Here is a 26,553-nt window from a genome sequence, read left to right as displayed (position 1 = left end):
CTGCATTTTCCATAGGCAATCAGGATGGCTTTAGACACAGCCGGCGCGGCCGATCAACTGCTCGGCGAGGGTGACATTCCGCCAGTGCATGAGGTGAATGCGGAAGGCACATCGCCCTTCCTGCTCACCTCGGATCACTACGGACGGGCGCTGCCGCGCGCGCTCGGCGATCTCGGCATTCCCGAGAGCGAGCTCGTCAGGCATATCGGCTGGGACATCGGCATCGCCGGCGTCGCCGAGCGCCTCGCCCGCATGCTCGATTCGCATCTGATCGCGCAGCGCTATTCGCGGCTGGTGATCGACTGCAACCGTCCTCCCGGCGCGGCCAGCTCGATCCCCGTGATATCAGAGGCAACCACGATCCCCCGCAACGAGGCGATCTCCGACGCCGAGCGCGCCGCGCGGCGGCGCGAGATCTTCGAGCCCTATCATCATCGTATCGACACGACGATCGGCCGGCGCCTGCACGACAGGCGGCCGACCGTGCTGGTGTCGCTGCACAGCTTCACGCCGGTTTATGCCGGCGTCGCGCGGCCCTGGCACATCGGCGCGCTGTACAATCGCGACCCCGTGCTGCCGCGGCTATTGCTGAAACATCTGCGCAGCGAGAGCGATCTCGTCGTCGGCGACAACGAGCCCTATGCGGTGAGCGACCTCACCGACTACACCATCCCCGTGCACGGCGAAGCCCGCGGCCTCGTCAACACCGGCATCGAGATCCGCCAGGACCTGATCGCGGACCAGTCCGGCCAGCAGCAATGGGCGGAGCGGCTGGCAAGGGTCTTTGCGGAGATCGAGGTGGAGCTGCGGGCGGAAAGGTTGATCGACTAGCCACCCCGCGTTGCCACGAACAGCGCCAGCGCGGCGAAGATCGCGGCGATGCCCCACAGCACATAGGCCATGCGGCCGTCGCCGCGGGCATCTAACGTGGCTTCGGCGGGATTGTCGGGATTGACGCGGACCTCGACGGTCGCGCCGTCCTGGTAGCGCGACATCAGCTTCTTCAGCATCTCCTCCGAGGCCGATGGCGATTGCGCCGCGACGCGCGCGCATTCATTGGTGTAGGCGACGTTCTGATAGCGATAGGTGTAGGTCACGCGCTTGCCGAACATCTCGATGCCGCGCGCCGCGCCGGGCTCGCTGGCCTCGTGATACTCCTCGATGCCCGACAGCTTGATCGTGCCCGGCACGACCGGCCAGCGCGTCGCCATCGACGCCTGCCGCTGTACGGCCCACGCCATCAGCGCGATGACGAGGCCGAACGCACCGAAGGCGACGACGAGGCCCGCAAGATCGGGCCGGCCGATGTGATGGGCGAGATATTGGTAGCTCTGGTTGAGGCCGAAGACCGAGCCGAAGATGATGGCGAGCACGATCGCCGAGCCGATGCCGAGGCAGCCCCACAGCCCCTTGGGCAGGTCCCGCTCCAGCACCGCCTGATCCGGATGCCGCGGATTGTAGTAGACGGTGACGATGCTGCCGGCCGGGTATTTCGCCAGCTTCTCGGCCACCTGGAAGTTGCCGAGGTCCTCGCCGATCGAGATGCGATTGCAGCGCAGCTTGCGGCCGCCAACCGAATATTCGTACGTGACGTTGGCGAAGTTGCGGCTCTCGGTGCGATAGCCGTCCTCGCGCTCGTCATCGGACACCTTGACCTCGCGCACCTCGGCGACCGAGGTAATGACCTTGCCCGCGACCTGCGGCCAGCTTCGCGCCTCGCGCGCCTGCCAGGTCTTGACGATGGCGGCAATCAGGATGAGCGCGAGCGGCGCAAGCAGCATCGCGTAAACGAGCGGCGGCAAATTCGGCACGGTCAAAATCCCAGGTCAGCGGCAATGCTTCCTTGGACGCACCGCCACTGCCAGAGGTTCAACCGATGTCAGCTCATTTGGCCCGGGTCAGCGCCAGCCAGATACCGCCGCCGATCATGAAGCCGCCGGAGATGCGCGACATCATCCGGGTACGGCGGGCCGAGAAGAATTTCCGCGCGCGCCCGGCTGCGATGGCATATAGCGCGTCCGTCATCACGGCCGTGACCATGAAGGTGGCGCCCAGCAGCGCGACTTGCGGAAAGTGCGGCTGGCCCATGTCCATGAACTGCGGGATGAAGGCGCCGAAGAACACCAGCACTTTCGGGTTCGACAGCAGCACCAGGAAGCCTTGCAGGAAGAACCCGCCGCGCGGCGGCGGAGGCGGCGCGTCGACATCGACGCCCTCGACCGGCGCCCAGATCAGCCTGATGCCGAGCCAGACCAGATAGGCCGCGCCGGCAAAGCGCACCCAGTCGAACCAGTAGCCCATCGTCGCCATCAGCGAGGTCAGGCCGATCGCGACGATGCCGATGACGATGGCAAGACCCGCTTGCGCGCCGGCAACGTTGGTCAGCGCCGCACGCGTGCCATGGCGCAGGCCATTGGCGATGACCAGGGTGACGATCGGACCCGGCAGCAGCGCCAGCGCAATGCAGGCGGCGACGAAGGCGAGATAGGCTTGCATGGACATCATGGGGAGGACTCGGCTGAGGGCGGATTGGGGGTATTAATGCATGACGGAGGCGGGAACGGAAGCGAGATAAGGGTCCAAGCCGCGGTGTCATACCCCGCGAAAGCGGGGTATCCAGTACGCCGCAGCTTCTCCGTATCCCACCGGCGTCTCTGGAATACTGGATCCCCCGCCTTCGCGAGGGATGGCAGCGGAGAATGTGGAATCGGGCGTGCCTCCATCACCTGCCATCGAGCGTGGCAGCCATCCATTGCTTCATCTCCTCCGTTTCCAGGAACACCAGCGCTGCACGCTGCACGGCATTCGCCTCGCCCGCGCCTTGCGCCACCGCAACCAGCAGATCGCAGCGGCGCGACAGCGCGAGGCCGGCGGCGGCGTGGCGGGTGCCGTCGGGCATGTCGAGGTCGTAGTGCCTGATGCGGCCCTGCATGGCGGCGAAGCCCACGGCGTGACCCGGTGCGACGGGGGCAAAGCGCGGACTGATCAGGTCGATGTCGGTGACGCGGTCGACCTCGTCGTCATCGGCGACGCCGGTGTCGCAATTACAGAAGCCGCGCTTGGCGCGGATGTAGAGCTCGGCACCATCGCAGCCGCCTGCGACACAGCGGAACGCGCGGCCCGCGGGCCAGCCATCGCGGGGAAACGGCCACGCCATCTCCCTCCATCGCCCGCCGCGCTCCGTCCCACCGGCATGCATGCCCGCAACCGCGCCGAGCGCGATCACCGCGGCCGCGATGATCATCGCGCGCCGCATCGTCAGTTCTTCGGCAGGCCGGCCGCGGCGCGCGCTGGTCCGGTCAACTCGAGGATATGCAGGCCGGTATTGGCGCGGTCGACGATGTAAATGTAGCCGCGATCATCGGTCTCGACGTTGTTGGTCTGGATCGCGACCTTGCAGCGCTCGCCGCCCTCGACGGGAATGCAGCGCTTGTCGGTCGCCGCCGTGATTGCCGGGATGAAATAGCCGACTTCCTTCGGGTGATAGGGATCGCGGATATCGAGCGCCCGCACGCCGGCATTGAAGAAGGCGATGAAGGCCATCTTCTTGTAATAGACCGGCGCCATGCTCTCGTTCGACGAATGCGAGCCGAACCGGCCGCCGCGCTGGCAAAACTGCCCGCTCCCCTCCGGCACGGTATAGCTCGAGATCATCATCGGCCGCGTCTCGGTGGTGACATCGGCGAACCACACCATCTGCCGCGCCTCGCCGCACTCGTTGAGGATCGCCTCGTCCACGATCATGACGATGTCGCGCGTCTTGCCGTCCTTGTCCTCGGCAAACTCCGCGACCGGCATGTCGAGCATCGGGAACGTGGTGTGGGCGCCGTTGAAGGCGGACATCGGCATTCGTGCTATCTCGGGAAAGCGCAGATTGTCCGGTGTCGGCTCCTTCGGCCCGCTCAACAGCTTCTCGCGATCGACGATCTGCAATATGCCGCCCTTGTTGGTGCCGTAGCCGAAATAGACGCGGTTGCCGCTCGGCCCGGTCGAGATCGGCCCGTGCAATTCGGTCGGCACCGCGCCGGTCGAACCCGGCTCCTGACCCGGCAGGCCGAAGTCGCGGATCTTCTGCGGATGCGCGGGATCTGAGAGGTCATAGACCTGCGTCATGCGGCGCGTGCGCCAGTCCGGCGCACCCGAGACGAGAAAGGCGATGCCGGTGTCGCATTCCCACCAGCTCTTGTGCGTGTCCTTCAGGCCGGCGATGCGCGTGATGAGCACGGGGCTGGCGGGATCAGTGACGTTCCAGATCTCATGCGCCTCGCTGCCGAAGGTGCGCAGCATATAGACTGCGGCGGGATCGCCCTTCGGCAAGGCCTTGCCGTCGCAGACCCGCACCATCTGTGCGCCACCGGACTCATACTTGCCCTCCTGCCCCGGCAGATGCCGCAGATACTTTGGACGCGCGGGATCGGTGACGTCGACGATCGAGGTTCCGTTCGGCTCCGCCTGCCCCGTCATCGGATTGACGGGCGCGGGTACATCGTCGGTGCCGCCGTGATGGCCGATATAGGCGATCCAGCGATCGCCCTGATGGTGGATGGTTGGCTGATAGGCGCTGCGCGCCTGGAGGTCGTTGGTGCCGACCAGCTTCATGTTGGAAGCCTCCGGCGGCGCGCCGATCGTCTGCTTCTGCGCGTAGGCCGCGGTGCTGCAGGCGAAAAGAACGAGGCCTGCGGCAGTCAAGACACAACGGAACATCAATGTCCTCCCGGAACCAATCTGCGTTGGCTGAAATGAAAGGCTAACACGCTCGATCCTGCGGCCCAAAGACACGATCGCTTGGGCGTCATTCCGGAAACCGCGCAGCGGTTATCCGGAATCTCGAGATTCTCAGGTGCGCAATTGCGCACCGTAGCTCGACGCTAACGCGTCGCCCCGGAACGACGTCGTGCTTGACATGCAACCATTTGGTTGCCTATTATCGCCGCCATGGATGAGGTCTTCAAAGCGCTCGCGGACGCGTCACGACGCTCGCTCTTGGACAGGCTTCACGCCAGGAACGGCCAGACGCTGAACGAACTCTGCGAGGGCCTCGCGATGACGCGGCAGGCCGTCACCAAGCACCTTGCCATTCTCGAAGAGGCCAATCTGGTCACGACCATCAGGCACGGCCGCGAGAAGCTGCACTACCTCAACCCTGTGCCGATCCATCAGATCGGCGAACGCTGGATCAGGAAGTTCGAGCGCGGCAAGCTCGCCGCGCTCGGCGAGTTGAAACGCCAGTTGGAGAAGCGCGATGAGTAAGCCGCAATTCGTCTATGTGAGCTATATCGAGACCACGCCGGAAAAACTGTGGGAGGCGCTGACGTCGAGCGCGTTCACCAGGCAATACTGGTTCGGCGCCGAGGTGAAGTCGGACTGGAAGGTCGGCTCGCCCTTCGCGCTTCTGCTCGACGGCGAGGTCACCGATTCCGGCGAAATCCTCGAAGCCGATCCGCCGCGGCGCCTCTCCTACAGCTTCAAGCACCACAAGTTCGAGGAACTGCGCGGCGAGCCGATCTCACGCGTCCTCTTCACCATCGAACCGTTCGGCCCGCTCGTGCGTTTGACCGTGCTACATGACGGCTTCGTCGAGGGCGGCAAATATCTCGGCGCCGTCTCCAACGGCTGGCCGGCGATCCTGTCCCAGCTCAAGAGCCTGCTCGAGACCGGCAAGCTGCTCGGCATTCCGCGCGCAGCCCTGAACAAGGGATTCGATGCAAAATGAACCTCGATCAATTCAAGCCGCTCACGGTCTACACCATCTACATCGCCGCGACGCCGGAGAAGGTGTGGGAAGCGCTGACCTCGGCCGAGTTCAGCAAGCAGTATTTCTTCGGCAACGCCGTGGAGGTCGAGCCGCGCCTTGGCGGCGCGTTCATCGTGCGCACGCCTGATGGCGCGCTGCACATCAGTGGCGAGGTTCTCGCCTATGACCCGCCGCGAAAGCTCTCCGTCACCTTCAACGTCAACTGGCCGGAGCTGATCGAAAAGCTCGGCCCGACGCTCGTGACCTATGAGATCGAACAGGTCGGCGATGCGGTTCGTCTCACCATGAGCGAAGGCCATGACCGGCCGCTCAGTGACGATGTCCTCGAAGGCGGACGGCAGGGTTGGCCGGCGATCCTCTCCAGCCTCAAGAGCGTGCTCGAGACCGGCAAGCCGCTGGTGGTGAAAATGGGCCCGCCGCAGCGGATGCTGGATGCTCTGAAGGCGATGGGGATCAAGACGCCGTAAGTCTCCGCGAACTCGATATCGTAGGGTGGGCAAAGGCGCGCTTGCGCCGTGCCCACCACTGACTCAATACAGCACAGACGCGGTGGGCACGCTTCGCTTTGCCCACCCTACGGCACTGATCGAGGGCGAAGGAAAAGCGACAAATTTACACCGGCACCACCAGCCGCCGGTACAGATGCCACGTCGCGTGCCCGAGCACGGGCAGCGTCACGATCAGGCCGAGAAAATACGGCAGCGCCGAGACGATCAGCAGCATCACGATCACGGCCGCCCAGCCGATCATCGGCAGCGGGCTGGTCACCACCGCACGCACGCTCGTCACCATGGCCGTGACGAAATCGACCTCGCGATCGAGCAGCAGCGGAAACGACACCACGGTCAGCGAGAACAGGATCAGCGACAGCGCGGCGCCGACCGCGTTGCCGAGGGCCAGGAACAGCAGGCCCTCATTGGTCGTCAGCACCACCGTCATGAATTCCTGCAGGCTCGAGAACGAGGCATGCAGGCCGAGCAGCAGCGCGATCAGGAGCCGCACCTGGTACATCCAGATCACGAACACGAACAGCGTGACGAACGCCATCCAGCCGATCTCGCTGCGCGAGCGCACCGCCGACCAGATCGCGCCGAACGACACCGGCTCGCCGCGCTCGCGGCGGCGGCTGACTTCGTAGAGGCCGATCGCCACGAACGGGCCGATCAGCGCGAAACCGGCGGCCAGGGGATAGACCAGATAGACCATGCCGAAGGCGGTGAGGCAGAGCATGATCGCGATGCCGCCGGCGGCATAGAGCGCGCCAAAGGAAAGTCCGTAAAGCGGCAGCGCCTGGAAGTCGCGCAGACCCTCGACCAGCGCCTCGGCGATGTCGGTCGCCACGACGGGGCGCACGACCGGATCGACCTTGCCCGAGATGGACATCAGCTTCCTCCTGATTTGCCGGCGCGATCTCCGTCGCACGCGACCTCGATATTAGCGCCCTCCCGCACCACGCGCACGCGCAAGTTGACCGCGGAACGACGGTATCGCGGTGAGCCCGCAGCGCCTCCTCGCCCACCCGCCAAGCGTGTGCGTCAAAATCTTTCCTCGCTTTTCGGCACGATGCCTATGGACGGAGCGGAGGGCGGTGCCGCAAATTGTACCTCCGCCCCCACATCCGATGACCCGAGCGGACCATTCGACCGATGAGCTTGCGTACCCGGCTACTGATCCTCGTCATCGCGGCCATGCTGGTGCCCGCGGGCCTCGTCGGCTTGCGCTTCATGCAGAACCGCAGCAGCGACATCAACGCCGCCCTGACCAATCTGGCGGCGGCGGCCGACGAGATTGCAAGCGACCTGAACGAGAAGATCCAGGGTACCGCGCAGCTTCACTATGGTCTCGCGCGCGCCCGCGACCTCGACACCCGCGACAAGGCGGCGTGCTCGGCGTTCCTGTCGGAAGTGCGCGAGGAATACCCGCAGTTCACCGGAATATTGACCATCGATCCCGACGGCAGCCTGTTCTGCGACTCGCTGCGGACCAACCGCAGCCTCGATCTCCGGGATCGCGCCTATTTCAAGCAGGCCCTGGCCTCGAACCGCGTCGTGCTCGAACCGGTGTTTGGCCGTCTGACCGGAATATCGGTGCTCCAGATCGCTTATCCGGTGCGGACGGAAGCGGGCGCATTGAAGCTGATCCTGCTGGCTTCGTTCAACCTGCGCAAATTCGCGGAGTTTCACCACAGGCGCCTGCTCGCCGAGAAGGATGTCCTGCTGGTCGACGGCAAGGGCACGGTTCTGGTCGCTCCCTCGGGAGCAGGCTGGTCCGTGCCCGTCGGCGGGTCGATTGCGGGATCCGAACTGTTCCGCTTCGCGGCGGCGCCCGAGCGGGAGTCCTTTCATGAGGTGACCGATGACGAGGGCCGCACCCATGTCTGGAGCCTCGCCGCCCGCTCGCCGTCGACCCAGGATGCCGGTCTCTACATCCTGGTCGGACGGTCCAAGGATGGGCTGGTCGCGGCGGCGAACCGCCGGCTCTTCGAGGACCTGGCGATCCTCACCGTGGCCTCGCTGCTGCTGCTGGCGGCGGTCTTGATCCTCGCGACCGTGAGCGTCGGGCGCCAGGTCGGACGGCTCGCCGCGATGGCGAAGAAGCTCGGGCGCGGCGATCTCAGCGCGCGCATTCCACCGCCGCATCCGGGCGGCGAGCTCGGCGGGCTGATGACCCTGCTCAACGACACCGCCGAGTCGCTGCAGCAGCAACGCGCCGCCATCGCCGACCTCAACCAGAAGCTCAGCCAGTCGCAGAAGATGGAAGCCATGGGCCAGCTCACCGGCGGCGTGGCGCACGATTTCAACAATCTCCTGACCGTCATTCTCGGCAATTCGGAGCATCTGGCCGACCAGCTGGCGGGCAACAAGGAATTGCACCGGATCGCCGGCGACATCGCGACCGCCGCCGAGCGCGGCTCCGACCTGACGCGGAGCCTGCTCGCCTTCGCGCGCAAGCAGCCCTTAAGGCCGCGCGACATCGACATCGCCGGCAAGCTGCTCGAAATGGAGCCGTTGCTGCGCAGATCGCTGGGCGAGCACGTCGAGTGCACCTTCGCGCTCGATGCGGATCTGTGGATGACCAGCGTCGATCCCGGCCAGCTGGCGACCGCGCTGCTCAACCTCGTGCTCAACGCGCGCGACGCCTTGCCCGACGGCGGCAAGCTGACGGTCGAGGCGCGCAACATCTCGCTCGGCGACTCCGACCTCGACGTCAACGGCGAGCCGCGGCCGGGCGACTACGTCATGGTGGCCGTGACCGACACCGGCACCGGCATGACCGCCGAGGTGGCGAGCCGCGCCTTCGAGCCGTTCTTCACCACCAAGGAGGTCGGCAAGGGCACCGGGCTCGGCCTCAGCATGGTCTACGGATTCGTGCGACAGTCCGGCGGACTGGTGCAGATGCAGTCCGAGCCGGGACACGGCAGCGTCGTCAGGCTGTTCTTTCCCCGTCTTGCGACGCCGCCGGCCGAGGATCCATTGCCGGCGGAGCGGATCGCGGCCCCCGATGGCAGCGAGACCATTCTCGTCGTCGAGGACGACGACATGGTGCGGGCCTATGTCGAGAACGAGCTGAAGGCGCTCGGCTACCGCGTCATCGCGCGCTCGAACGGCCCCGCGGCGCTGGACCTGTTGCGCCAGCGTGGGGACATCCATTTGCTGTTCACCGACGTCGTGATGCCCGGCGGCATGTTCGGGCCGGAGCTTGCGCGGCAAGCAACGGCGCTGCGGCCCGGGCTCAAGGTGCTCTTCACCTCAGGCTACACGCAGGATCCGGTCAAGACGCCCGACGGCGTCGGCGACGCCCGCATCCTGACAAAGCCGTTCCGGCGCAAGGATCTTGCCGCGATGTTGCGGGCCGCCCTCTCGGCACCGTCGCGATAATCAGGACGAGAACGCGAGCTGGAGCGCCACGCCGAGATTGGCAGCGAACAGCGCCGCGTCGATGACGAAGATCCGGAGCATCGGGCCCTTCAACACGGGCCAGTAAGCGACGCCGACACGTCCGCCGCGCATCAGCACGGGAACGTTGTAGACGAATTGGCTGAAGTGGCAGGCAGAGAAGAACAGGAACAGCACGAGCTGCGCCTGCACCGGCTGGAAGAAGAGCGGCCGGGCGGCCAGAAGATAGAACGACAACAGCCCGATCGGCAGGTTCATGCCGCCGAGGAATGCGACGCTGGCCGCCAGGGTCGGCGCGATCGGATTGCTGCGCTCTTCGCGCGGCAGCAATATCTTCAGCGTATTGCGCTGGGCGATACTGAACTGGATGAAGGCACCGACGAACCAGAGCGTGTTGAGAAGCAGAACGATATCCAAAAGGCGCATGGCTATTTTCCGTAAAAGGCCTCGCTGCGGACTACGCGGCCCGCAGCGTCGAAGTCCATGAATTCGCCGGCGCGCGTGCCGCCCAATTGCCACCACACCGTCAGCCGCGCGATCACCTCGTCCCAGCTCCAGCTGAGGATCTTCAGGTCGGCGCTTTCGATGTGGCCATAGGCTTGCCGCCAATAAGCGCGGATGTTCTCCGCGCCCGTGACCACGGGGGAGCCTGTCAGTTCGAGCGCCAGCGGGCTGCGCATCTGCGCATCGTCGGCGAAATGCGCGACGACCGCGTCGATGTCGACCTTGCACCAGCTCGCGCACCATGCCGCGACGAAACGTTCGGCCGCCGAGCGGTCCATCTTCCCTGCGCTCATGGCAGAGCCCTCCCTGACCCGTTGGCCGGAAAGTGGCAAAGCCGCGCCCTCATGTCAACTATGTTGACTTGAGAAGTCGTCAGTTGTTGTCAGCGATCGCCTCCATGACCGCCATCCAGGCCGCCGTACCAGACGCCCCGGCGCGCTCGAATGCCTGGCGCATGACCTTGCGCTCGTGGTCCGATGCCCTTTGCTCGATGCGTTGCCCCGCGGCCGTCAGGCGCAACAATTTCGAGCGATGCTGCTCGGGCGAGCGCTTCGACGTCAGGAGCTTGCGCTCCAGCAGCAGGTTGAGCGGCCGGTTCAGGGCCTGCTTGGAAATGCCGAGAGTCTCGACCAGCGCGCCGATCGCGATATCGGGCCGGCGCGCCACGACATAGAGGATACGATGGTGCGGGCGCGACAGCCCCTGCCTGGCGAGATAGTCGTCGGCCTCCAGCGTCATCCCGCGCCAGCCGTAATACATGAGCTCCAGCGCCGCATCGAGATCGTGCAGCTTCGCAAGCGAGGCGCGGTGAAGCCCCGCGGCCTGAGACGTCTTCGGCATGAAAAACTAACCCCTCGCCCGCAGCTCGCGCCGCAGCACCTTGCCCGTGGCCGTCATCGGCAGCGTCTCGGCGAATTCCACATAGCGCGGATATTCGTGCGCGGCGAGCTGCACCTTCACGAACTCCTGGATCTCGCGCGCAAGCGCGTCGCTGCCGGTAAAGCCCGGACGCAGCACGATCCACGCCTTGATCGACTCGGTACGGATCGGATCGGGGATGCCGACCACGGCGGCCATCGCCACCGACGGATGCTTCATCAGCGTGTGCTCGATCTCGGAGGGGCCGACGCGATAGCCGGCGGTGGTGATGACGTCGTCCTCGCGGCTGACATACCAGAAATAGCCGTCCTCGTCCTGCACGCCGAGATCGCCGGTGAGCAGAAACTCGCCGGCATATTTCTTCGCCGTCGCCTCCGGATTGCGCCAATATTCGAGCATGGTGACGGGGCACGGCTGACGCACGCCGATGATGCCGCGCTGGCCGCGCGGCAATTCCTCGCCCTTGTCGTTGACGATGCGGACATCGAAGCCCGGCGTCGCCTTGCCCATGGCACCGGGGCGGATCGGAAAGAGATTTGAGTTGCTGCCGATCACGAGGTTGCACTCGGTCTGGCCGAATACCTCATGCGCGTCGATGCCAAAGGTCTCGCGCACCCATCCCAGCAATTCGCCGCCGAGGGATTCGCCGCCCGTAAAGATGCTGCGCAGCCTGACGCCGGGATGCTTCACGCCGGCCTGCCGCATCAGCTTCAGCGCGGTCGGCGGCAGGAAGACGTTGCGCACCGACAGATCGGCCATCATCTGCATCGCCGCCTGCGGCTCGAATTTTCGTGCGCGATGGCCGACCAGCGGGATGCCGTGATACCAGAATGCGAGCAGGCCGTTGACGAGGCCGCCGATCCAGGCCCAGTCGGCCGGCGTCCACATCAGATCGCCGGGCCGCGGCAGGAAGTTGTGACACATCTCCACATTCGGCAGATGGCCGAGCACGACGCGATGCGCATGCAGCGCGCCCTTCGGATTGCCCGTGGTGCCCGAGGTGTAGATGATCAGCGCGGGATCGTCGGCCGAGGTGTCGACGTTTGCAAAATCCTCGGACGCGGTTTCGATCGCTGGCCAGAACGGCTTTGCGCCGGCGTGGACGGCGCCGCTCGTGACATAGATATCCTGCAAATAGGGCAGCCGATCGCGGATCTTCGTGAGCTTCTCCCAGCCGGCCTCATCGGTGATGATGGCTCTTGCCTGCGAATTCGACAGGCGGAATTCCAGCGCGTCCTCGCCGAACAGCGCAAACAGCGGGATCGAGATCAGCCCGGAGCGGAACGCGGCCATATGCGCGATCGGCAGTTCCAGCGACTGCGACAGGAACACTGCGACGCGATCGCCGCGGACCAGCCCATCCGCCTTCAATACATTGGCGAAGCGGCGCGACATGTCCGCGACCTCGTCGAAGGAGGTGCGCGTGGTGACGCCGTTCTCGTCGACATAGATCAGCGCGAGACGCCCGGTACCGTCGGCATGGCGATCGCAGCACGCCTCCGCCATGTTGAAGCGCGCAGGGATGTCCCAGCGGAAGTTGCGATAGAGCTCGTCGTAGGTTGCGGCTTCGGTCAGCATCGGCTTGGTCGTCTTCCCGGTGTCTTGTTGTTATGGCCCAGTGTAGAGCCGTGGGTGCTCGGGACAAGAGCCCCGCGGCGTCATTCGGGGCGATGCGCCAGCGTCGAACCCGGAATCTCGAGATTCCGGGTTCGCCCTTCGGGCGCCCCGGAATGACGACGCACTAGGACCGCACCGTCGCGAAGAACTTCCTGACATCGCGCACGAACAGCTCCGGTTGCTCGAAGGCGGCGAAATGGCCACCCTTCTCCATCTCGCTCCAATGCGTGATGTTGTGAAAGTTCGGTTCCATCCAGCGCCGCACCGGCGTGATGATTTCCTTGGGGAACACCGCAACGCCCGTCGGCACCTTGACCACCGGCGTCGTGCGTCGCTTGCCGAAGCTCTCCCAATAGAGCCGCGCCGACGAGGTCGCCGTCTCCGTTGCCCAGTACAGCATGACGTTGTCGAGCAGCTCGTCCTTGCTGAAGATGTTCTCGGGGTCCCCGTTGCAATCGGTCCAGGCCCAGAATTTTTCCAGGATCCAGGCCGCCTGCCCGCTCGGCGAATCCGTCAGGCCATAGCCGAGCGTCTGCGGCCGCGTCGACTGCTGTTTGGAATAGCCGGAGTCGAGATCGACATAGTGCTTGAGGCCGGCGAGCGCGCGCTTCTCCTCCGCCGTCGGCTCGCCCTCGACCTTCGGCGCCGCGTTGAAGGCGAGCGTGATGTGGATGCCGGCACAGTGCTCGGCATCCTGCGCGCCGAGCGAGGTCGTCACCGCCGAGCCCCAGTCACCGCCTTGCGCGCCGTAACGCGCATAGCCGAGCACGTCCATCAGCTTCACCCAGGTCGCCGCGATGCGGTCGACACCCCAACCGGTACTCTTCGGCTTGGCGGAGAAGCCGAAGCCCGGCAGCGACGGACAGATCACGTGAAAGGCATCCGCAGGATTGCCGCCATGCGCGACGGGATCGACCAGCGGCGCGATCACCTTGTGGAATTCGACGATCGAGCCGGGCCAGCCATGGGTGATGATCAGCGGCAGCGCGTTTGGCTCTTTCGAACGCACATGCAGAAAGTGGATGTCGAGCCCGTCGATCTCGGTGGTGAATTGCTCGAAGCGATTGAGCTTTGCCTCGCGGGCGCGCCAGTCGTAACCGCTCGCCCAGTAGGTACAAATCTCCTGGATCCATTTCAGCGGCGCGCCCTGGCTCCAGTCGTCAACCAGCTCCGCCTCCGGCCAGCGGGTTCGGGCGAGGCGCGATTTGAGATCAGCGAGGATGTCGTCGCTGATGGCGATGCGAAACGGATTGATGGCGGCGGTCATCGGTTGCCTCCCCGATTTTCTTGGACAGAGAGTAGACCGAACTGATGCCGCATCAAAGGTGCCCATCCTCCCCTGGAGGGGGAGGATCGGTTCGCATAGAGCGAAGCGGCATGCGGACCGAGGTGGGGTGACAGTCTCTCCACGGAAGCGCTGCCCGAGTGGAGAGATCACCCCACCCCGCTCGCGCTACGCGCGATCGACCCTCCCCCTCCAGGGGAGGGTAAGGACGGCCTAGCCCGACAGCGCGGCCTTCACCAAACCGGACGCCTTGCCGAAATCCATCTGTCCCGCGTATTTCGCGCGCAGCACGGCGATCACCTTGCCCATGTCCTTCATGCCGGCGGCGCCGGTTTCAGCGATCGCGTCCGCGATCGCCTTCTTCACCTCGTCCTCGGACATCTGCTTCGGCAAATACGCCGAGATCACCTCGATCTCCTCGCGCTCCTGCTTGGCGAGCTCGGCGCGGCCGCCCTTGTCGTAGAGCTCGACCGCTTCCTGGCGCTGCTTGATCATCTTCTGCAGCACCGCGAGCAAATCGGCGTCCGACAGAGGCGGCTTGCCCTGCCCGCGCGCGTCGATGTCGGCGTTCTTGATGGTCGAGTTGACCATGCGCAGCGTGGACAGCTTGCGCTCGTCCTTGGCCTTCATGGCCTCCTTGACCGCATTGTTGATGTCGTCGCGCAGCATGATCGTGATCCCTTCGAATATATGACGCCTGATCTAGGCCGTTTGCGGCCTCCACACAACCTAACTCGCGAGCCATTCGGTGAGCGCCCGCGCTGTCGCATCCGGCTGTTCCGGCTGCGGCAGGTGCCCGCAGCGATCGAGGATCACGAGCCGTGCGCCGGCGATGCTATCGGCCATCTCCTTCGAAAACGCGTTGGGGATGGTGTTGTCCTGATCGCCCGTCAGCACCAACGTTGGGCACGTGATCCTCGCCAGCGTCGGACGTGAGTCCACCCGCGCGATGATCGCGGTCTGCTGCCGCAGATAGCCCTCGACGCCGACGTCCTCGCCCTGCTCGTGCACGAGCTGGCGGATGCTTGCATCGTCACGGCGCGAAGGGTGCACCAGTTCTGGAAACATCTCCTCGCGCGCCGCGCGAAGCTCGCCGCGCCTGGCGCGCTCCATCAGGCCGCGCCGGCGCGCGGTCGCCTCCGGCGTGTCGGGCCGGGCCTGGGTGTTGATCAGCGCAAGCTTCAAAACCCGCTCGGGCGCCTGGCGCATGATCTCGAGCGCGATGTAGCCGCCCATGGAATGTCCGGCGAGCGCGAAGCGCGGCGGGGCCTCGCCCAGGACCCGGGCGGCGATCGCCGCCATGCTGTTGTCGCGGATATGGTTGGCAATCATCACCGGACCGAGCCGCCACAAGGCAGGGAGTACCGGGGCGTAGATCCGGGCCGAGGAGGCCAACCCCGGAACCAGCAGAAGCGGGGTGGTCTGGTCCATTATTGCCTCGCAAGCCCCTCAAATTGCCGGAAATTGTGCGGCCGAGCTTAAGTGGCCGAGACCGGCTGTCAAATATGCAAAAACGCATGTGAATCGGCCCCCTCCCGCTTTGACGGGCGCGCGCGGGGGGCTTATGAAGCGGGCTCATGACACAACATGACAACGATCCCGCTTGGCCGGACCATGAACCGACCGCGCTCCTCGTGCTTGCCGATGGCACGGTGCTCGAAGGCTTTGGTCTCGGCGCCGAGGGCCACGCCGTTGGCGAGGTCTGCTTCAACACCGCGATGACCGGCTATGAGGAGATCCTCACCGATCCCTCCTATGCCGGCCAGCTCATCACCTTCACCTTCCCGCATATCGGCAATGTCGGTACCAACGAGGAAGACATCGAGACGGTGAACATGGCCGCGACGCCCGGCGCGCGCGGCGTGATCCTGCGCACCGCGATCACCGATCCCTCGAACTACCGCGCCACCAAGCATCTCGATGCCTGGCTGAAGGCGCGCGGCATCATCGGCCTCTCCGGCATCGACACCCGCGCCCTGACCGCGCTGATCCGCAGCAAGGGCATGCCCAATGCCGTGATCGCGCATTCCAAGACCGGCGAGTTCGACCTGCATGGCCTCAAGGAGGAAGCGCGCGAATGGCCCGGCCTCGAAGGCATGGACCTCGTGCCGATGGTCACGAGCGGCCAGCGCTTCACCTGGGACGAGACGCCGTGGCTGTGGGACAAGGGCTTTGGCCGGCAGGAGAAGCCCGAGTTCAACGTCGTCGCCATCGACTACGGCATCAAGCGCAACATCTTGCGCCTGCTCGCCGGCGTCGGCTGCAAGGTGACCGTGGTGCCGGCGACGACCTCGTCCGAAGACATTCTGGCGATGAAGCCGGACGGCGTGTTCCTGTCCAACGGCCCGGGCGATCCGGCCTCGACCGGCAAGTACGCGGTGCCCGTCATCCAGGACGTGATCAAGTCGGGCACACCGACCTTCGGGATCTGCCTTGGCCACCAGATGCTCGGCCTCGCGGTCGGCGCTAGAACCAAGAAGATGCATCAGGGCCATCACGGCGCCAATCACCCGGTGAAGGACGAGACCACCGGCAAGGTCGAGATCACCTCGATGAACCACGGCTTTGCCGTGGACGAGAAGACGTTGCCGAAGGGCGCGACGCAGACCCACATCTCGCTGTTCGACGGCTCCAACTGCGGCATCCAGCTCGACGGCAAGCCGGTGTTCTCGGTGCAGTATCACCCCGAGGCCTCACCGGGCCCGCGCGACTCGCACTATCTGTTCCAGCGTTTTGCCGATCTGATGCGGCAGAAGAAGAGCGCGTAAGACTCACTCCGGCTCTCGTGCCCCGGGCGCAGTGCAGTGCGCCGCGCTTCGCGGCGTGATGCGCTGCTGAACCGGGGCCCACGCCAGCCTCTGGGTCCCGGCTCTGCGACGCAGCGTTGCACGCTGCATCGCGTCCGGGACACGAGAGGAACGCGCTGCGGCAACGCCAGTTGATCTCTGCTAGTCTTGCGCAGGAGCACAGCCATGCCCGTCGTCCGCGACAAGGCCGAGCCGCTCGCCATCGTTTTCGAGGATGACGGGCTCGTGCCGAACAACATCCTTCCGTTCCTGCTCTACCAGGGCGCGGTGAAGCTCGATCCGAAGCAGCCGGAAGAGACCGTCGAAAACCTGTTTGAAGAGAACGGATGGGGTGGGACGTGGCGCAACGGCGTCTACGACTATCTGCACTATCACGCGACGGTGCATGAGGTGCTCGGCGTTGCGCGCGGCAGCGCCCGCGTCCGCTTCGGCGGCGACCATGGCCAGGAGCTGGATATCAAGGCCGGCGATGTCGCGATCCTGCCGGCCGGCACCGGGCATCAGTGCATCAAGGCGAGCGATGATTTCTGCATCATCGGCGCCTACCCGCCAGGCAGCAAGATGGAGGTCACGCGCGCGACGCCGGAGAACCACGCGAAAGCGCTGAAGACGATTCCAGAGGTCGCGCTGCCGCCCGCTGATCCCGTGACGGGGAAGGATGGCGCGCTGATGCGGTTGTGGGGGAGTTAGCGGCGCTCATTCAACAAACTCCACCGTCGTCCCGGCGCAGGCCGGGACCCATACTCCTCAGACGGGGTTATGGCGCGAGATGGTCATGACCTATCTTCGCCAAACTGGCTTTTGTGGTTATGGGTCCCGGCCTGCGCCGGGACGACAATGTTGATGGCCCTTACGCCGCGTTGCTGCCTTCCTGCCGGGTTGCCTCGAACAGAAACCACGTCCGACGCTCGGTCTCGTCGATGAAGATCTCAAGGATGCTGGCGCTGGCGACGTCGCCGGCCTCGTCGCAGACGTCGTGCGCCTTGCGCATCGCTGCCGCGACGTGCTTGTTGTCCTGCATCAGCTCGCGCAGCATCTCGCGCGGCGGGACGTAGTCCTCGTTGTTGTCCTTGATGGTCTGGAGCTTTGCGACCTGGCCGATCGACTTCAGCGTGGTGCCGCCGATCTTGCGGACGCGCTCGGCGAGCTGGTCGGTGGTGGCGAAGATCTGGTCCGACTGCTCGTCGAGCAGCAGATGGTAGTCCCGGAAGTGCCGGCCGCTGACGTGCCAGTGGAAATTCTTGGTCTTCAGATACAGTGCGAACGCGTCGGCCAGAAGCACGTTCAGTTGCTCCGAGACCTTCTTGACGCCGTCTGGCGACAGATCGGTGGGGGTGTCGAGATCGGGCGAGACCTTGTTGTTGGTTTTGCTCACGGGAAACCTTCCTGTTAGGACGCGGACATTGACGGCGCGCCGTCGCACCCCTAACGCAAGGCGGGCAGCCCCAGTTCCTTGGCAGGAACCCTTTGGCCGGGACCCTCGGATACCATGGACGATTGGATCGATTATTACGACTCGACGCATACGATCTATGTCAGCAAGCTGCATCGCGACTTGCACTTCCAGATCATTGCGCGGGACATCATCGGCTACATCACCTCGCCCGAGGCGACCGTGCTCGATTACGCCTGCGGCGAGGCGCTGTCGGCGAACCAGGTGGCGGTCGCCTGCGGCAAGCTGATCCTGGCCGAACCGGCGCCGGGCGTGCGCGGCCGGCTGATCGCGCGGTTTGCTCCCAACACCAAGATCCGCGTCCGCTCGCTCGACGATGTCCGCAAGATGCAGGACCAGTCCGTCGATCTCGTGGTGATGAACTCGGTCGCGCAATACATGACGGGCGAGGAGCTCGATGCCGCGCTGCTCAATATCCGGCGATTGCTGACGCCGTCCGGGAAGCTGGTGCTCGGCGACATCCTTCAGCCCCACGTCGGCATGTTCAGGGACGTGATTGCGCTGCTCGGCTTCGGCCTGCGTCACGGCTTCCTGAAGGACGCGCTGATCGGGCTGATCAGCACCGCGCTGTCGGATTACCGTCAGCTGCGCTCGAAGATCGGGCTGCAGCGCTACAGCGAGGACGAGATCACTGCGAAGCTGAAGGCGGCCGGCTTCGCGGTCCAGCGCGCCCATACCAATATCGGCCACAATCGCTGGCGCATGACCTTCATCGCACGGCCGCCACTGGTTCGTTAAGCATAACAATTAGCCGTTGTAGCTTGTCGCAGTGCAATCGGTAATGTCCGCGCCGGCCCGGTGGCGGAAGCGTCTACGCGAGGGCGGTGCAACGCTCTTCATCCTGGTTCAAATCCAGGCCGGGTCTCCACGCTTCGCCCCTGCGGGGCTATGCGTGGCGCAGCCACGCTAGACCAGCAGGGGCGAAGCGTGTCCGGCGTAGCTGAAGCGAAGCGAAAGCGAAGACGGACTGAGGCTGACACGCCCGTCTCATTTTCGGTCAACCTCGACCAATTCGCAGCCGGACACGAGCGGCAGCCGGTCGGCATCCTTGGCTGCGGAGCTGAGCACGGCGTCGAGCAGGCCCGGGAAGCGCGCCTCCAGATCCTCACGGCGCAACCGCATGAAGCGGTTTGTGCCCGCCACGCGGGTCCGCATCAGGCCGCAGTCGCGCAGCTTGGCGAAGTGATAGGCGAGGTTCGACTTGCCGCTGAGCGCGCTGAAGTCGCTGCAGCGGAGTTCGCTGCTGACACGTTCCTGTTGGGCGAGTTGGTAGACGATCGCCAAACGGATCGGATCGCTCAGGCAATCCAGGACCATCGGCAGCTCGATCTGCTCGCGGGTGGGATGGTGGGGTGTGCGGCTCATGGTCCGAAAATCATAGCGATGCGGCCACAATGTTCAATAGTTCTTGAACCAATTGACAGCGAAACCACTTCGTTTGATAGTTCAATAAACATTGAACATAGGGATGACTATCAATGAGCGTGTTCTGGCTGGCCCTCGGGGCCTTTGCGATCGGCACCGAAGGCTTTGTGATTGCTGGGCTTTTGCCTGCGATTGCGGGCGACCTTTCGATTTCGGTCTCGGCCGCCGGCCAATTGGTCACCGCTTACGCCCTCACCTATGCCGTGGGCTCGCCGGTCCTCGCAGTGGCGCTGAACAATGTCGACCGCCGCACCGTGCTGGCCCTGGCACTGACGACCTTCATTGCCGGAAACCTCGCGGCGATGGTGGCCTCCAACTACGCCCTGCTGCTGGCCTCGCGGATGCTGATGGCGCTGGGGTCCGGGCTGTGCATGCCGACGGCGCTCGCCGTATCGGTCGCCGTCGCCTCGCCCGAACGGCGTGGCCGCGCGGTGGCATTGGTGACCTCGGGCCTCACCGTTGCGACCGTGATCGGCGTTCCCCTCGGCAATCTCGTCGGGAGCTTGTTCGGGTGGCGCGCGACCTTTGCCATGGTCGCGCTGATCGGCGCTGTCGCACTCGCCGGCCTGCTGCTCGGCCTGCCCCGCGGCCTGCCGCGCAACACCGCTTCGCTCAGCGAGCGGCTGGCGGTCGCCCGTCACAGCAACGTCCTGATCGCGCTTCTGATCACCATTCTCTGGGCGCTCGGCGGCTTCACGGTGTTCACCTATTTCGCGATCCCGTTGCGCGGCCTCGGCTTCGATGCCTCGCAGATCAGCCTGGCACTGCTGGTGTTCGGCGGCGCTGCCGCGATCGGGAACATGCTCGGCGGCGCGCTGGCCGACCGGCTCGGCACGCTGACCACCGCAGCCCTCGGGCTCGCCGGCATGGCGAGCGCCCTGATCCTGCATTCGCTGGTCCTCAAATTGATGCCGGGGCAGGCGCATTACGCCGTGCTGGGTGCGATCTTCCTGTGGGGCATCTCGGGCTGGGCGTTCTATCCGGCCCAGATCGCCAGCATCATCCGGATCGAGCCGCAGGCCTCGATGATCGCGCTCTCGCTCAACGCCTCCTCGATGTATCTCGGCTTCGCCATCGGCGGGGCCCTGGGCGGCGCGGTGCTGGCCACCCTGTCGCCGACCGACCTCGGCTGGATCGGCGGATCGAGCGTCGCGGCCTCGCTTCTGGTGCATCTCGCCCGTGGCTGGCAGGCCCGGCCAAAACCCGTCAAAATTGCCGGTTGATGGGCGTTTTTCGGGGTTTCGCCGCCCCGAAAACTGGTCTAAGACCCACCCGCGCGCGAGGGAGACCCCCGCGCTCTCGCTCAAGGGACGCGCGGCAAGCGCGCCCTTTTTTTGTGCCCAAAATCCAGCCCGCGAGCGGTGATGCCTAAACGAACCGACATCTCGACCATCCTGATCATCGGCGCCGGCCCCATCGTGATCGGCCAGGCCTGCGAGTTCGACTATTCGGGCACGCAAGCGGTGAAGACGCTGAAGGAAGAGGGCTATCGCATCGTCCTCGTCAATTCCAACCCAGCCACGATTATGACCGACCCGGAACTGGCCGATGCGACCTATATCGAGCCGATCACGCCGGAGATCGTCGCCAAGATCATCGAGAAGGAGCGTCACGTCATTCCGGGCGGCTTCGCGCTGCTGCCGACCATGGGCGGCCAGACCGCGCTGAACTGCGCGCTGTCGCTGCGCCGGCAGGGCACGCTCGAGAAATTCGACGTCGAGATGATCGGCGCGACGGCCGACGCCATCGACAAGGCCGAGGATCGCCAGCTCTTCCGCGAGGCCATGACCAAGATCGGGCTCGAGACGCCGAAGTCGCGGCTCGCCAATGCGTCCGAGCTGAAGAAGTCCTTCCGCGACAAGTACCACGCCGAACGCGAGAAGCTGTCGGGCGCCGCGCTCGAAGAGCTCGACCGGCAATGGACCCTCGGCGAGAGCGACCGTCGCAAGCGCTACCAGGAATACGCCTTCGGCCAGGCCATGATGGCGCTGTCCGAGATCGGGCTGCCCGCGATCATTCGTCCCTCCTTCACCATGGGCGGCACCGGCGGCGGCATCGCCTACAACAAGGAAGAATTCCTCGACATCATCGAGCGCGGCCTCGACGCGTCCCCCACCAACGAAGTCCTGATCGAGGAATCCGTGCTCGGCTGGAAAGAGTTCGAGATGGAGGTGGTGCGCGACAAGAAGGACAATTGCATCATCGTCTGCTCGATCGAGAATTTCGATCCGATGGGCGTGCACACCGGCGACTCCATCACGGTCGCGCCGGCGCTGACGCTGACGGACAAGGAATACCAGATCATGCGCGACGCCTCGCTGGCGGTGCTGCGCGAGATCGGCGTCGAGACCGGCGGCTCCAACGTGCAGTTCGGCGTCAATCCGGAAGACGGCCGCATGGTCGTGATCGAGATGAATCCGCGCGTGTCGCGCTCCTCCGCGCTGGCCTCGAAGGCCACGGGCTTCCCGATCGCCAAGGTCGCAGCCAAGCTCGCGATCGGTTACACGCTGGACGAGATCGCCAACGACATCACCGGCGGCGCGACGCCGGCCTCGTTCGAGCCGACCATCGACTACGTGGTCACCAAGATCCCCCGTTTCGCCTTCGAGAAATTCCCCGGCGCCTCCTCGACGCTGACGACCTCGATGAAGTCGGTCGGCGAAGTCATGGCGATCGGCCGCACCTTCCAGGAGAGCCTGCAGAAGGCGCTGCGCGGGCTCGAGACCGGCCTCACCGGCCTCGACGAGATCGAGATCGAAGGTCTCGGCCGCGACGACGACAAGAACGCGATCCGCGCCGCATTGGGCACGCCGACGCCGAACCGCATCCTTCAGGTCGCCCAGGCGATGCGGCTCGGCTGGTCGAACGAGGACATCTTCAATTCCTGCAAGATCGATCCGTGGTTCCTCGGCGAGATGCGCGGCATCGTCGACATGGAGGAGAAGATCAGGAAGCACGGCCTGCCCGGCAATGCTTTCGGCATGCGCTCGCTCAAGACCATGGGTTTCTCGGACGCACGACTTGCGGTGCTCGCGCAGACGACGGAGGCCGAGGTCACCGCGAAGCGCCACGCGCTCGGTGTCCGTCCGGTCTACAAGCGCATCGACACTTGCGCGGCTGAATTCGCTTCACCCACCGCCTACATGTACTCGACCTACGAGTCGCCGTTTGCAGGCAGCACCGCCGACGAGAGCACGCCGTCGGACAAGAAGAAGGTCATCATCCTCGGCGGCGGCCCGAACCGCATCGGCCAGGGCATCGAGTTCGACTATTGCTGCTGTCACGCCTGCTTCGCGCTGCATGACGCCGGCTACGAATCGATCATGGTCAACTGCAACCCGGAGACGGTGTCGACCGACTACGACACCGCGGACCGGCTCTATTTCGAACCGCTCACCGCCGAAGACGTGCTGGAGATCATCGCGAAGGAGCGCTCGAACGGCACGCTGAACGGCGTGATCGTGCAGTTCGGCGGCCAGACCCCGCTGAAGCTCGCGCGTGCGTTGGAAGCCGCCGAAGTGCCGATCCTCGGCACCTCGCCCGATGCGATCGACCTCGCGGAAGACCGCGATCGCTTCAAGCGCGTCCTCGACAAGCTTCGCCTCAAGCAGCCGAAGAACGGCATCGCCTATTCGGTCGAGCAGGCGCGGCTCGTCTCCGCCGATCTCGGCCTGCCGCTGGTGGTGCGTCCGTCCTACGTGCTCGGCGGCCGCGCGATGCAGATCATCCGCGAGGAGAACCAGCTCAACGACTACCTGCTCGGCACGCTGCCGGAGCTGGTGCCCGCCGACGTCAAGGCGCGCTACCCGAACGACAAGACCGGGCAGATCAACACTGTGCTCGGCAAGAACCCGCTGCTGTTCGACCGCTACCTGTCGGATGCGACCGAGATCGACGTCGACTGCCTCTGCGACGGCAAGGACACCTTCATCGTCGGCATCATGGAGCACATCGAGGAAGCCGGCATCCATTCCGGCGACTCTGCCTGCTCCCTGCCGCCGCACTCGCTCGACGGTAAGATGATCGAAGAGCTGGAGCGGCAGACGCGCGAGCTCGCGCTCGGCCTCGACGTCGTCGGCCTGATGAACGTGCAATACGCGATCAAGGACGGCGAGATCTACGTGCTCGAAGTCAATCCGCGCGCCTCGCGCACGGTGCCGTTCGTCGCCAAGGTGATCGGCACCCCGGTCGCCAAGATCGCGGCGCGCATCATGGCCGGCGAGAAGCTCGCCGACTTCAAATTGAAGAAGGCCGATCTCAAGCATGTCGGCGTCAAGGAATCGGTGTTTCCGTTCGCCCGCTTCCCCGGCGTCGACACGGTGCTCGGCCCCGAGATGCGCTCGACCGGCGAGGTCATGGGCATCGACCGCTCCTTCGCGGTGGCGTTCGCCAAGAGCCAGCTCGGTGGCGGCACGCGGGTGCCGCGCAAGGGCACGGTGTTCGTCTCGGTGCGCGAGAGCGACAAGGTCCGTATTGCCGACGCGGTGCGCGAGCTGCATACGCTCGGCTTCAAGGTGCTGGCGACATCGGGTACGGCGCGTTTCCTGACCGACCAGGGCATCCCGGCGGAGAAGGTGAACAAGGTGCTGGAGGGACGGCCGCACATCGTCGACGCCATCACCAACGGCGACGTCCAGCTCGTCCTCAACACCACCGAAGGCCCGCAGGCGCTCGCCGACAGCCGTTCGCTGCGGCGCGCGGCCCTCTTGCATAAAGTGCCGTATTACACCACTCTTTCCGGGGCCGTGGCGGCCGCGCAGGGCATCCGCGCCTATTTGGGCGGGGACCTTGAGGTTCGTACCCTGCAGAGCTACTTTTCGGAAACCTGATCGCGAGCGGCGGCGAACCCGCCGCTAAGTGATTGGCAATGAAGCTACAATGGCCGGAGGAACTGTCCCGGCCATGTGGTTGTTCTGTTCCGGCGCCAGACCCACATAACGTTCCGGTGGCGGCGTGTTCAGCCCCGGACATATCGACGAATCAAGGTTGCCGCGCCCCTCTGTGGGGCGCGCCGGCCGAAGGACGAGAGAAGAGATGGAAAAGGTTCCGATGACCCAGGCCGGCTTTGTCGCGCTCGGGGAAGAATTGAAGAAGCGCCAGTCGGAGGACCGTCCGCGGATCATCGAGCACATCGCCGAGGCGCGCTCGCACGGAGACCTGTCGGAAAACGCGGAATACCATGCCGCGAAGGAAGAGCAGTCCCACAATGAGGGCCGCATCGCCGAGCTCGAGGACAAGCTCGCGCGCGCCGACATCATCGACATCTCGAAGCTGTCCGGCGACACCATCAAGTTCGGCGCCACCGTGACGCTGGTCGACGAGGACACCGAGAAGAAGACGGTGTGGCAGATCGTCGGCGAGGTCGAGGCCGACGCCAAGAAGGGCCGCATCTCCATCACCTCGCCGCTCGCCCGCGCGCTGATCGGCAAGAAGAAGGGCTCGACCGTCGAGGTCAATGCCCCCGGCGGCGCCAAGGCGTATGAGATCACCAAGGTGGAGTGGCGGTAAGCATTTGCCGCTGCGGGTAAGATGACGTTTCGAAAAGGCCGCGCAACGCGCGGCCTTTTTGTTTCTGGGTGTTGCCCACCACACGTCATTGCGAGCGCAGCGAAGCAATCCGACTGCCGCCGCGGAAAGACTCTGGATTGCTTCGCTACGCTCGCAATGACGATGTTGATGCAGCGAGCACCACTCCACCACCGTCACCCTGAGGTGGCCGCGCGCTACATGCGGGCCGTGCATCCTTCGAGGCTCCCCATGGGACGCGTTGCGTCCCATGCCTCGCGCCTCAGCGACTGTGTTCTTCGTCAAGCGGTTTGCCATGGTTTTCGGTCCCTGAGCATGGCGTTGAGGGTGGTCAGGAGCTTGCGGGCAACGGCGATGAGGGCGACCATTTTCGGCTTACCGGCGCTGACCAGGCGGCGATAGAAGACCTTGAGCTGCGGATGGCACCGGATCGCCGAAAGAGCGGCCATGTAGAGGGCCGCCCGCAGGGCGGATCGGCCTCCGCCGATCTTGCTCCTGCCCTTCCATCGGCCGGACTGGCGGACGAACGGGGCAAGTCCGGCGAGGCTTGCGATCTGGCGCCGATTGAGCGCGCCAAGCTCGGGGACTTCGGCAAGGAGGGTGCGCGCGAGTGTGTTGCCAACACCGGGAAAGCTGATCAGCAAATCCTCCTTGTCCCGCCAGACCGGCGAACCGCGCACCAGTGTGTCGATGTCGTTGTCGATATCCGGCAGTTCCTTCTCGAGCAGCTTGATGTGGCGAGCAAGGCCCTTGCGGATGCGGACGTTCTCAACCCGTTGCTCGCGCTGGCGTTCGGCGACGATCATCTCAATGATCTGCCGTCGGCGAGCGACCAACTCGGCCAGCAGCCGCGCCTGCTGATCCGGGACGGGGCGCAAGGCCGGCTTCACCGCCTCGACGAACCTTGCGATCACTGCCGCATCGATCGGATCCGATTTGGCGCGCTGACCGATGGCCTGTGCGAAATGCCGGATCTGGGCCGGATTGATCACCACCAGCGGCAGCTGGGCGCCGGCCAGTGCCGCGGCGACGACGGTCTCGAAGCCTCCCGTCGCCTCCACCCCAACCAGCGTCGGCGAACAGCTCAGAAGGCGCGCAACAAGTTCTTCCAGGCCCTTGCCATCGCGCGCTACGGCAAACACTTCTCCGATCGGACGGACATGCACGTCCAGCCGGTCCTTCGACACATCAATGCCAACATAGATCGCGTCCATCTGCACCCATCCTTGCGCAACCGGGCTCGCCAGGCGGCCCCCGCGACTGTTCGGGTTCAATGGAACAACGGACGGGGCGCCGCGCTGAGGAACGGGCTTCAAGGCCCTTGGATGAAGCGGTCTCCCGTCCGTTACCGCATCGGACACTCTATCCGATCCAGTGAGTCGTGACTTACAAGGATGACGGAATTG

General features: G+C 65.1%; 26 protein-coding genes and 1 tRNA gene. 12 read left to right on the top strand and 15 right to left on the bottom strand.

Annotation, left to right across the window (positions count from 1 at the left end):
* The first annotated feature begins 24 nt into the window (after positions 1–24).
* A complete protein-coding gene (locus tag N2603_RS06995; protein ID WP_260388176.1) occupies positions 25–831 on the top strand; it encodes an N-formylglutamate amidohydrolase in 807 nt (268 codons plus the stop codon).
* Here N2603_RS06995 and N2603_RS06990 read toward each other — a convergent pair.
* From N2603_RS06990 to N2603_RS06975, 4 genes are all read right to left on the bottom strand, one after another.
* Positions 828–1,811, bottom strand: coding sequence for a DUF3592 domain-containing protein (locus tag N2603_RS06990; RefSeq protein ID WP_260388175.1), 984 nt, complete (start codon positions 1,809–1,811; stop codon positions 828–830). The two genes, N2603_RS06995 and N2603_RS06990, sit on opposite strands and share 4 nt — an antisense overlap.
* A 73-nt stretch (positions 1,812–1,884) precedes the next feature.
* Complete coding sequence (locus tag N2603_RS06985; RefSeq protein WP_018643787.1) at positions 1,885–2,505, bottom strand: LysE family translocator; 621 nt, start codon at positions 2,503–2,505, stop codon at positions 1,885–1,887.
* Positions 2,506–2,722: 217 nt separating this feature from the next.
* Positions 2,723–3,256 carry a hypothetical protein gene (locus N2603_RS06980; RefSeq protein WP_260388174.1) on the bottom strand — a complete coding sequence of 178 codons (534 nt, stop codon included), beginning with the start codon at positions 3,254–3,256 and terminating at the stop codon, positions 2,723–2,725.
* A gap of 2 nt (positions 3,257–3,258) precedes the next feature.
* Entirely contained in the window at positions 3,259–4,704 is a 1,446-nt protein-coding gene (locus N2603_RS06975; protein ID WP_260388173.1) for an LVIVD repeat-containing protein, read from the bottom strand.
* Positions 4,705–4,935: 231 nt separating this feature from the next.
* Between N2603_RS06975 and N2603_RS06970 the strand changes: the two genes are divergently transcribed.
* Genes N2603_RS06970 through N2603_RS06960 form a run of 3 tightly spaced genes read left to right on the top strand, consistent with a single transcriptional unit; the run spans position 4,936 to position 6,222 of the window.
* A complete protein-coding gene (locus N2603_RS06970) occupies positions 4,936–5,250 on the top strand; it encodes an ArsR/SmtB family transcription factor (RefSeq protein ID WP_063993872.1) in 315 nt (104 codons plus the stop codon).
* On the top strand, positions 5,243–5,713 hold the full coding sequence (locus N2603_RS06965) for an SRPBCC family protein (RefSeq protein WP_260388172.1): 471 nt from the start codon (positions 5,243–5,245) through the stop codon (positions 5,711–5,713). The genes N2603_RS06970 and N2603_RS06965 overlap by 8 nt, the downstream gene beginning before the upstream one ends.
* Complete coding sequence (locus tag N2603_RS06960) at positions 5,710–6,222, top strand: SRPBCC family protein (RefSeq protein ID WP_260388171.1); 513 nt, start codon at positions 5,710–5,712, stop codon at positions 6,220–6,222. The genes N2603_RS06965 and N2603_RS06960 overlap by 4 nt, the downstream gene beginning before the upstream one ends.
* A gap of 145 nt (positions 6,223–6,367) precedes the next feature.
* Here N2603_RS06960 and N2603_RS06955 read toward each other — a convergent pair whose 3' ends face one another.
* Positions 6,368–7,138, bottom strand: coding sequence for a DUF2189 domain-containing protein (locus N2603_RS06955; RefSeq protein ID WP_260388170.1), 771 nt, complete (start codon positions 7,136–7,138; stop codon positions 6,368–6,370).
* 263 nt (positions 7,139–7,401) lie between these two features.
* On the opposite strand from N2603_RS06955, the gene N2603_RS06950 reads away from it, so the two are divergent.
* Positions 7,402–9,633 (top strand): ATP-binding protein, encoded by a 2,232-nt coding sequence (locus N2603_RS06950; protein ID WP_260388169.1) that lies wholly within the window; start codon positions 7,402–7,404, stop codon positions 9,631–9,633.
* On the opposite strand, the gene N2603_RS06945 is transcribed toward N2603_RS06950, so the two are convergent.
* The 7 genes from N2603_RS06945 to N2603_RS06915 all read right to left on the bottom strand — a co-directional run bounded on the left by N2603_RS06945 (position 9,634) and on the right by N2603_RS06915 (position 15,367).
* The gene (locus tag N2603_RS06945) at positions 9,634–10,077 is read right to left on the bottom strand and encodes a hypothetical protein (RefSeq protein WP_018643795.1); all 444 of its coding nucleotides are present in this window, start codon (positions 10,075–10,077) and stop codon (positions 9,634–9,636) included.
* Positions 10,078–10,079: 2 nt separating this feature from the next.
* Complete coding sequence (locus N2603_RS06940; protein ID WP_260388168.1) at positions 10,080–10,448, bottom strand: YybH family protein; 369 nt, start codon at positions 10,446–10,448, stop codon at positions 10,080–10,082.
* Between the two features lie 79 nt (positions 10,449–10,527).
* Entirely contained in the window at positions 10,528–10,995 is a 468-nt protein-coding gene (locus N2603_RS06935) for a MarR family winged helix-turn-helix transcriptional regulator (protein ID WP_260388167.1), read from the bottom strand.
* 6 nt (positions 10,996–11,001) lie between these two features.
* On the bottom strand, positions 11,002–12,612 hold the full coding sequence (locus N2603_RS06930) for an acyl-CoA synthetase (RefSeq protein WP_260388166.1): 1,611 nt from the start codon (positions 12,610–12,612) through the stop codon (positions 11,002–11,004).
* Between the two features lie 163 nt (positions 12,613–12,775).
* Positions 12,776–13,918 carry an epoxide hydrolase family protein gene (locus tag N2603_RS06925; protein WP_260388165.1) on the bottom strand — a complete coding sequence of 381 codons (1,143 nt, stop codon included), beginning with the start codon at positions 13,916–13,918 and terminating at the stop codon, positions 12,776–12,778.
* Positions 13,919–14,149: 231 nt separating this feature from the next.
* Positions 14,150–14,605, bottom strand: coding sequence for a GatB/YqeY domain-containing protein (locus tag N2603_RS06920; RefSeq protein ID WP_018643800.1), 456 nt, complete (start codon positions 14,603–14,605; stop codon positions 14,150–14,152).
* A 60-nt stretch (positions 14,606–14,665) separates the two neighbouring features.
* On the bottom strand, positions 14,666–15,367 hold the full coding sequence (locus N2603_RS06915) for an alpha/beta fold hydrolase (RefSeq protein WP_260388164.1): 702 nt from the start codon (positions 15,365–15,367) through the stop codon (positions 14,666–14,668).
* Between the two features lie 146 nt (positions 15,368–15,513).
* Here N2603_RS06915 and carA point away from each other — a divergent pair, with 146 nt between their 5' ends.
* Both carA and N2603_RS06905 read left to right on the top strand, forming a co-directional pair.
* Positions 15,514–16,704 (top strand): glutamine-hydrolyzing carbamoyl-phosphate synthase small subunit, encoded by a 1,191-nt coding sequence (carA, locus tag N2603_RS06910; RefSeq protein WP_260388163.1) that lies wholly within the window; start codon positions 15,514–15,516, stop codon positions 16,702–16,704.
* Between the two features lie 204 nt (positions 16,705–16,908).
* Positions 16,909–17,433: a cupin domain-containing protein gene (locus N2603_RS06905; protein ID WP_260388162.1), complete on the top strand. Its 525-nt coding sequence runs from the start codon at positions 16,909–16,911 to the stop codon at positions 17,431–17,433.
* A gap of 160 nt (positions 17,434–17,593) precedes the next feature.
* Here the strand turns inward: N2603_RS06905 and N2603_RS06900 are convergent, their stop codons facing one another.
* Positions 17,594–18,118, bottom strand: coding sequence for a Dps family protein (locus tag N2603_RS06900; protein ID WP_212341714.1), 525 nt, complete (start codon positions 18,116–18,118; stop codon positions 17,594–17,596).
* Positions 18,119–18,232: 114 nt separating this feature from the next.
* Between N2603_RS06900 and N2603_RS06895 the strand changes: the two genes are divergently transcribed.
* Together N2603_RS06895 and N2603_RS06890 are read left to right on the top strand one after the other, a co-directional pair.
* Positions 18,233–18,934: a class I SAM-dependent methyltransferase gene (locus N2603_RS06895; protein ID WP_260388161.1), complete on the top strand. Its 702-nt coding sequence runs from the start codon at positions 18,233–18,235 to the stop codon at positions 18,932–18,934.
* Positions 18,935–18,988: 54 nt separating this feature from the next.
* Positions 18,989–19,064: transfer RNA gene (locus tag N2603_RS06890), tRNA-OTHER, on the top strand.
* Between the two features lie 119 nt (positions 19,065–19,183).
* Here N2603_RS06890 and N2603_RS06885 read toward each other — a convergent pair.
* Positions 19,184–19,561, bottom strand: coding sequence for an ArsR/SmtB family transcription factor (locus N2603_RS06885; protein WP_026312112.1), 378 nt, complete (start codon positions 19,559–19,561; stop codon positions 19,184–19,186).
* Between the two features lie 113 nt (positions 19,562–19,674).
* Between N2603_RS06885 and N2603_RS06880 the strand changes: the two genes are divergently transcribed.
* From N2603_RS06880 to greA, 3 genes are all read left to right on the top strand, one after another.
* Positions 19,675–20,844, top strand: a complete 1,170-nt coding sequence (locus N2603_RS06880; protein ID WP_260388160.1) for an MFS transporter — start codon at positions 19,675–19,677, stop codon at positions 20,842–20,844.
* A gap of 141 nt (positions 20,845–20,985) precedes the next feature.
* Positions 20,986–24,450, top strand: coding sequence for a carbamoyl-phosphate synthase large subunit (carB, locus tag N2603_RS06875; protein WP_260388159.1), 3,465 nt, complete (start codon positions 20,986–20,988; stop codon positions 24,448–24,450).
* A 205-nt stretch (positions 24,451–24,655) separates the two neighbouring features.
* Entirely contained in the window at positions 24,656–25,129 is a 474-nt protein-coding gene (greA, locus tag N2603_RS06870) for a transcription elongation factor GreA (RefSeq protein WP_018643807.1), read from the top strand.
* Between the two features lie 299 nt (positions 25,130–25,428).
* On the opposite strand, the gene N2603_RS06865 is transcribed toward greA, so the two are convergent.
* Positions 25,429–26,361: an IS110 family RNA-guided transposase gene (locus tag N2603_RS06865; RefSeq protein WP_260384990.1), complete on the bottom strand. Its 933-nt coding sequence runs from the start codon at positions 26,359–26,361 to the stop codon at positions 25,429–25,431.
* Between the last annotated feature and the right edge of the window lie 192 nt (positions 26,362–26,553).

Origin of the sequence: Bradyrhizobium huanghuaihaiense (assembly GCF_025200885.1) — a bacterium.
Lineage (GTDB): Bacteria > Pseudomonadota > Alphaproteobacteria > Rhizobiales > Xanthobacteraceae > Bradyrhizobium > Bradyrhizobium huanghuaihaiense.
The sequence above is the reverse complement of the archived record's forward strand: the minus strand, read 5'-3'. Positions and strand labels throughout refer to the sequence as shown.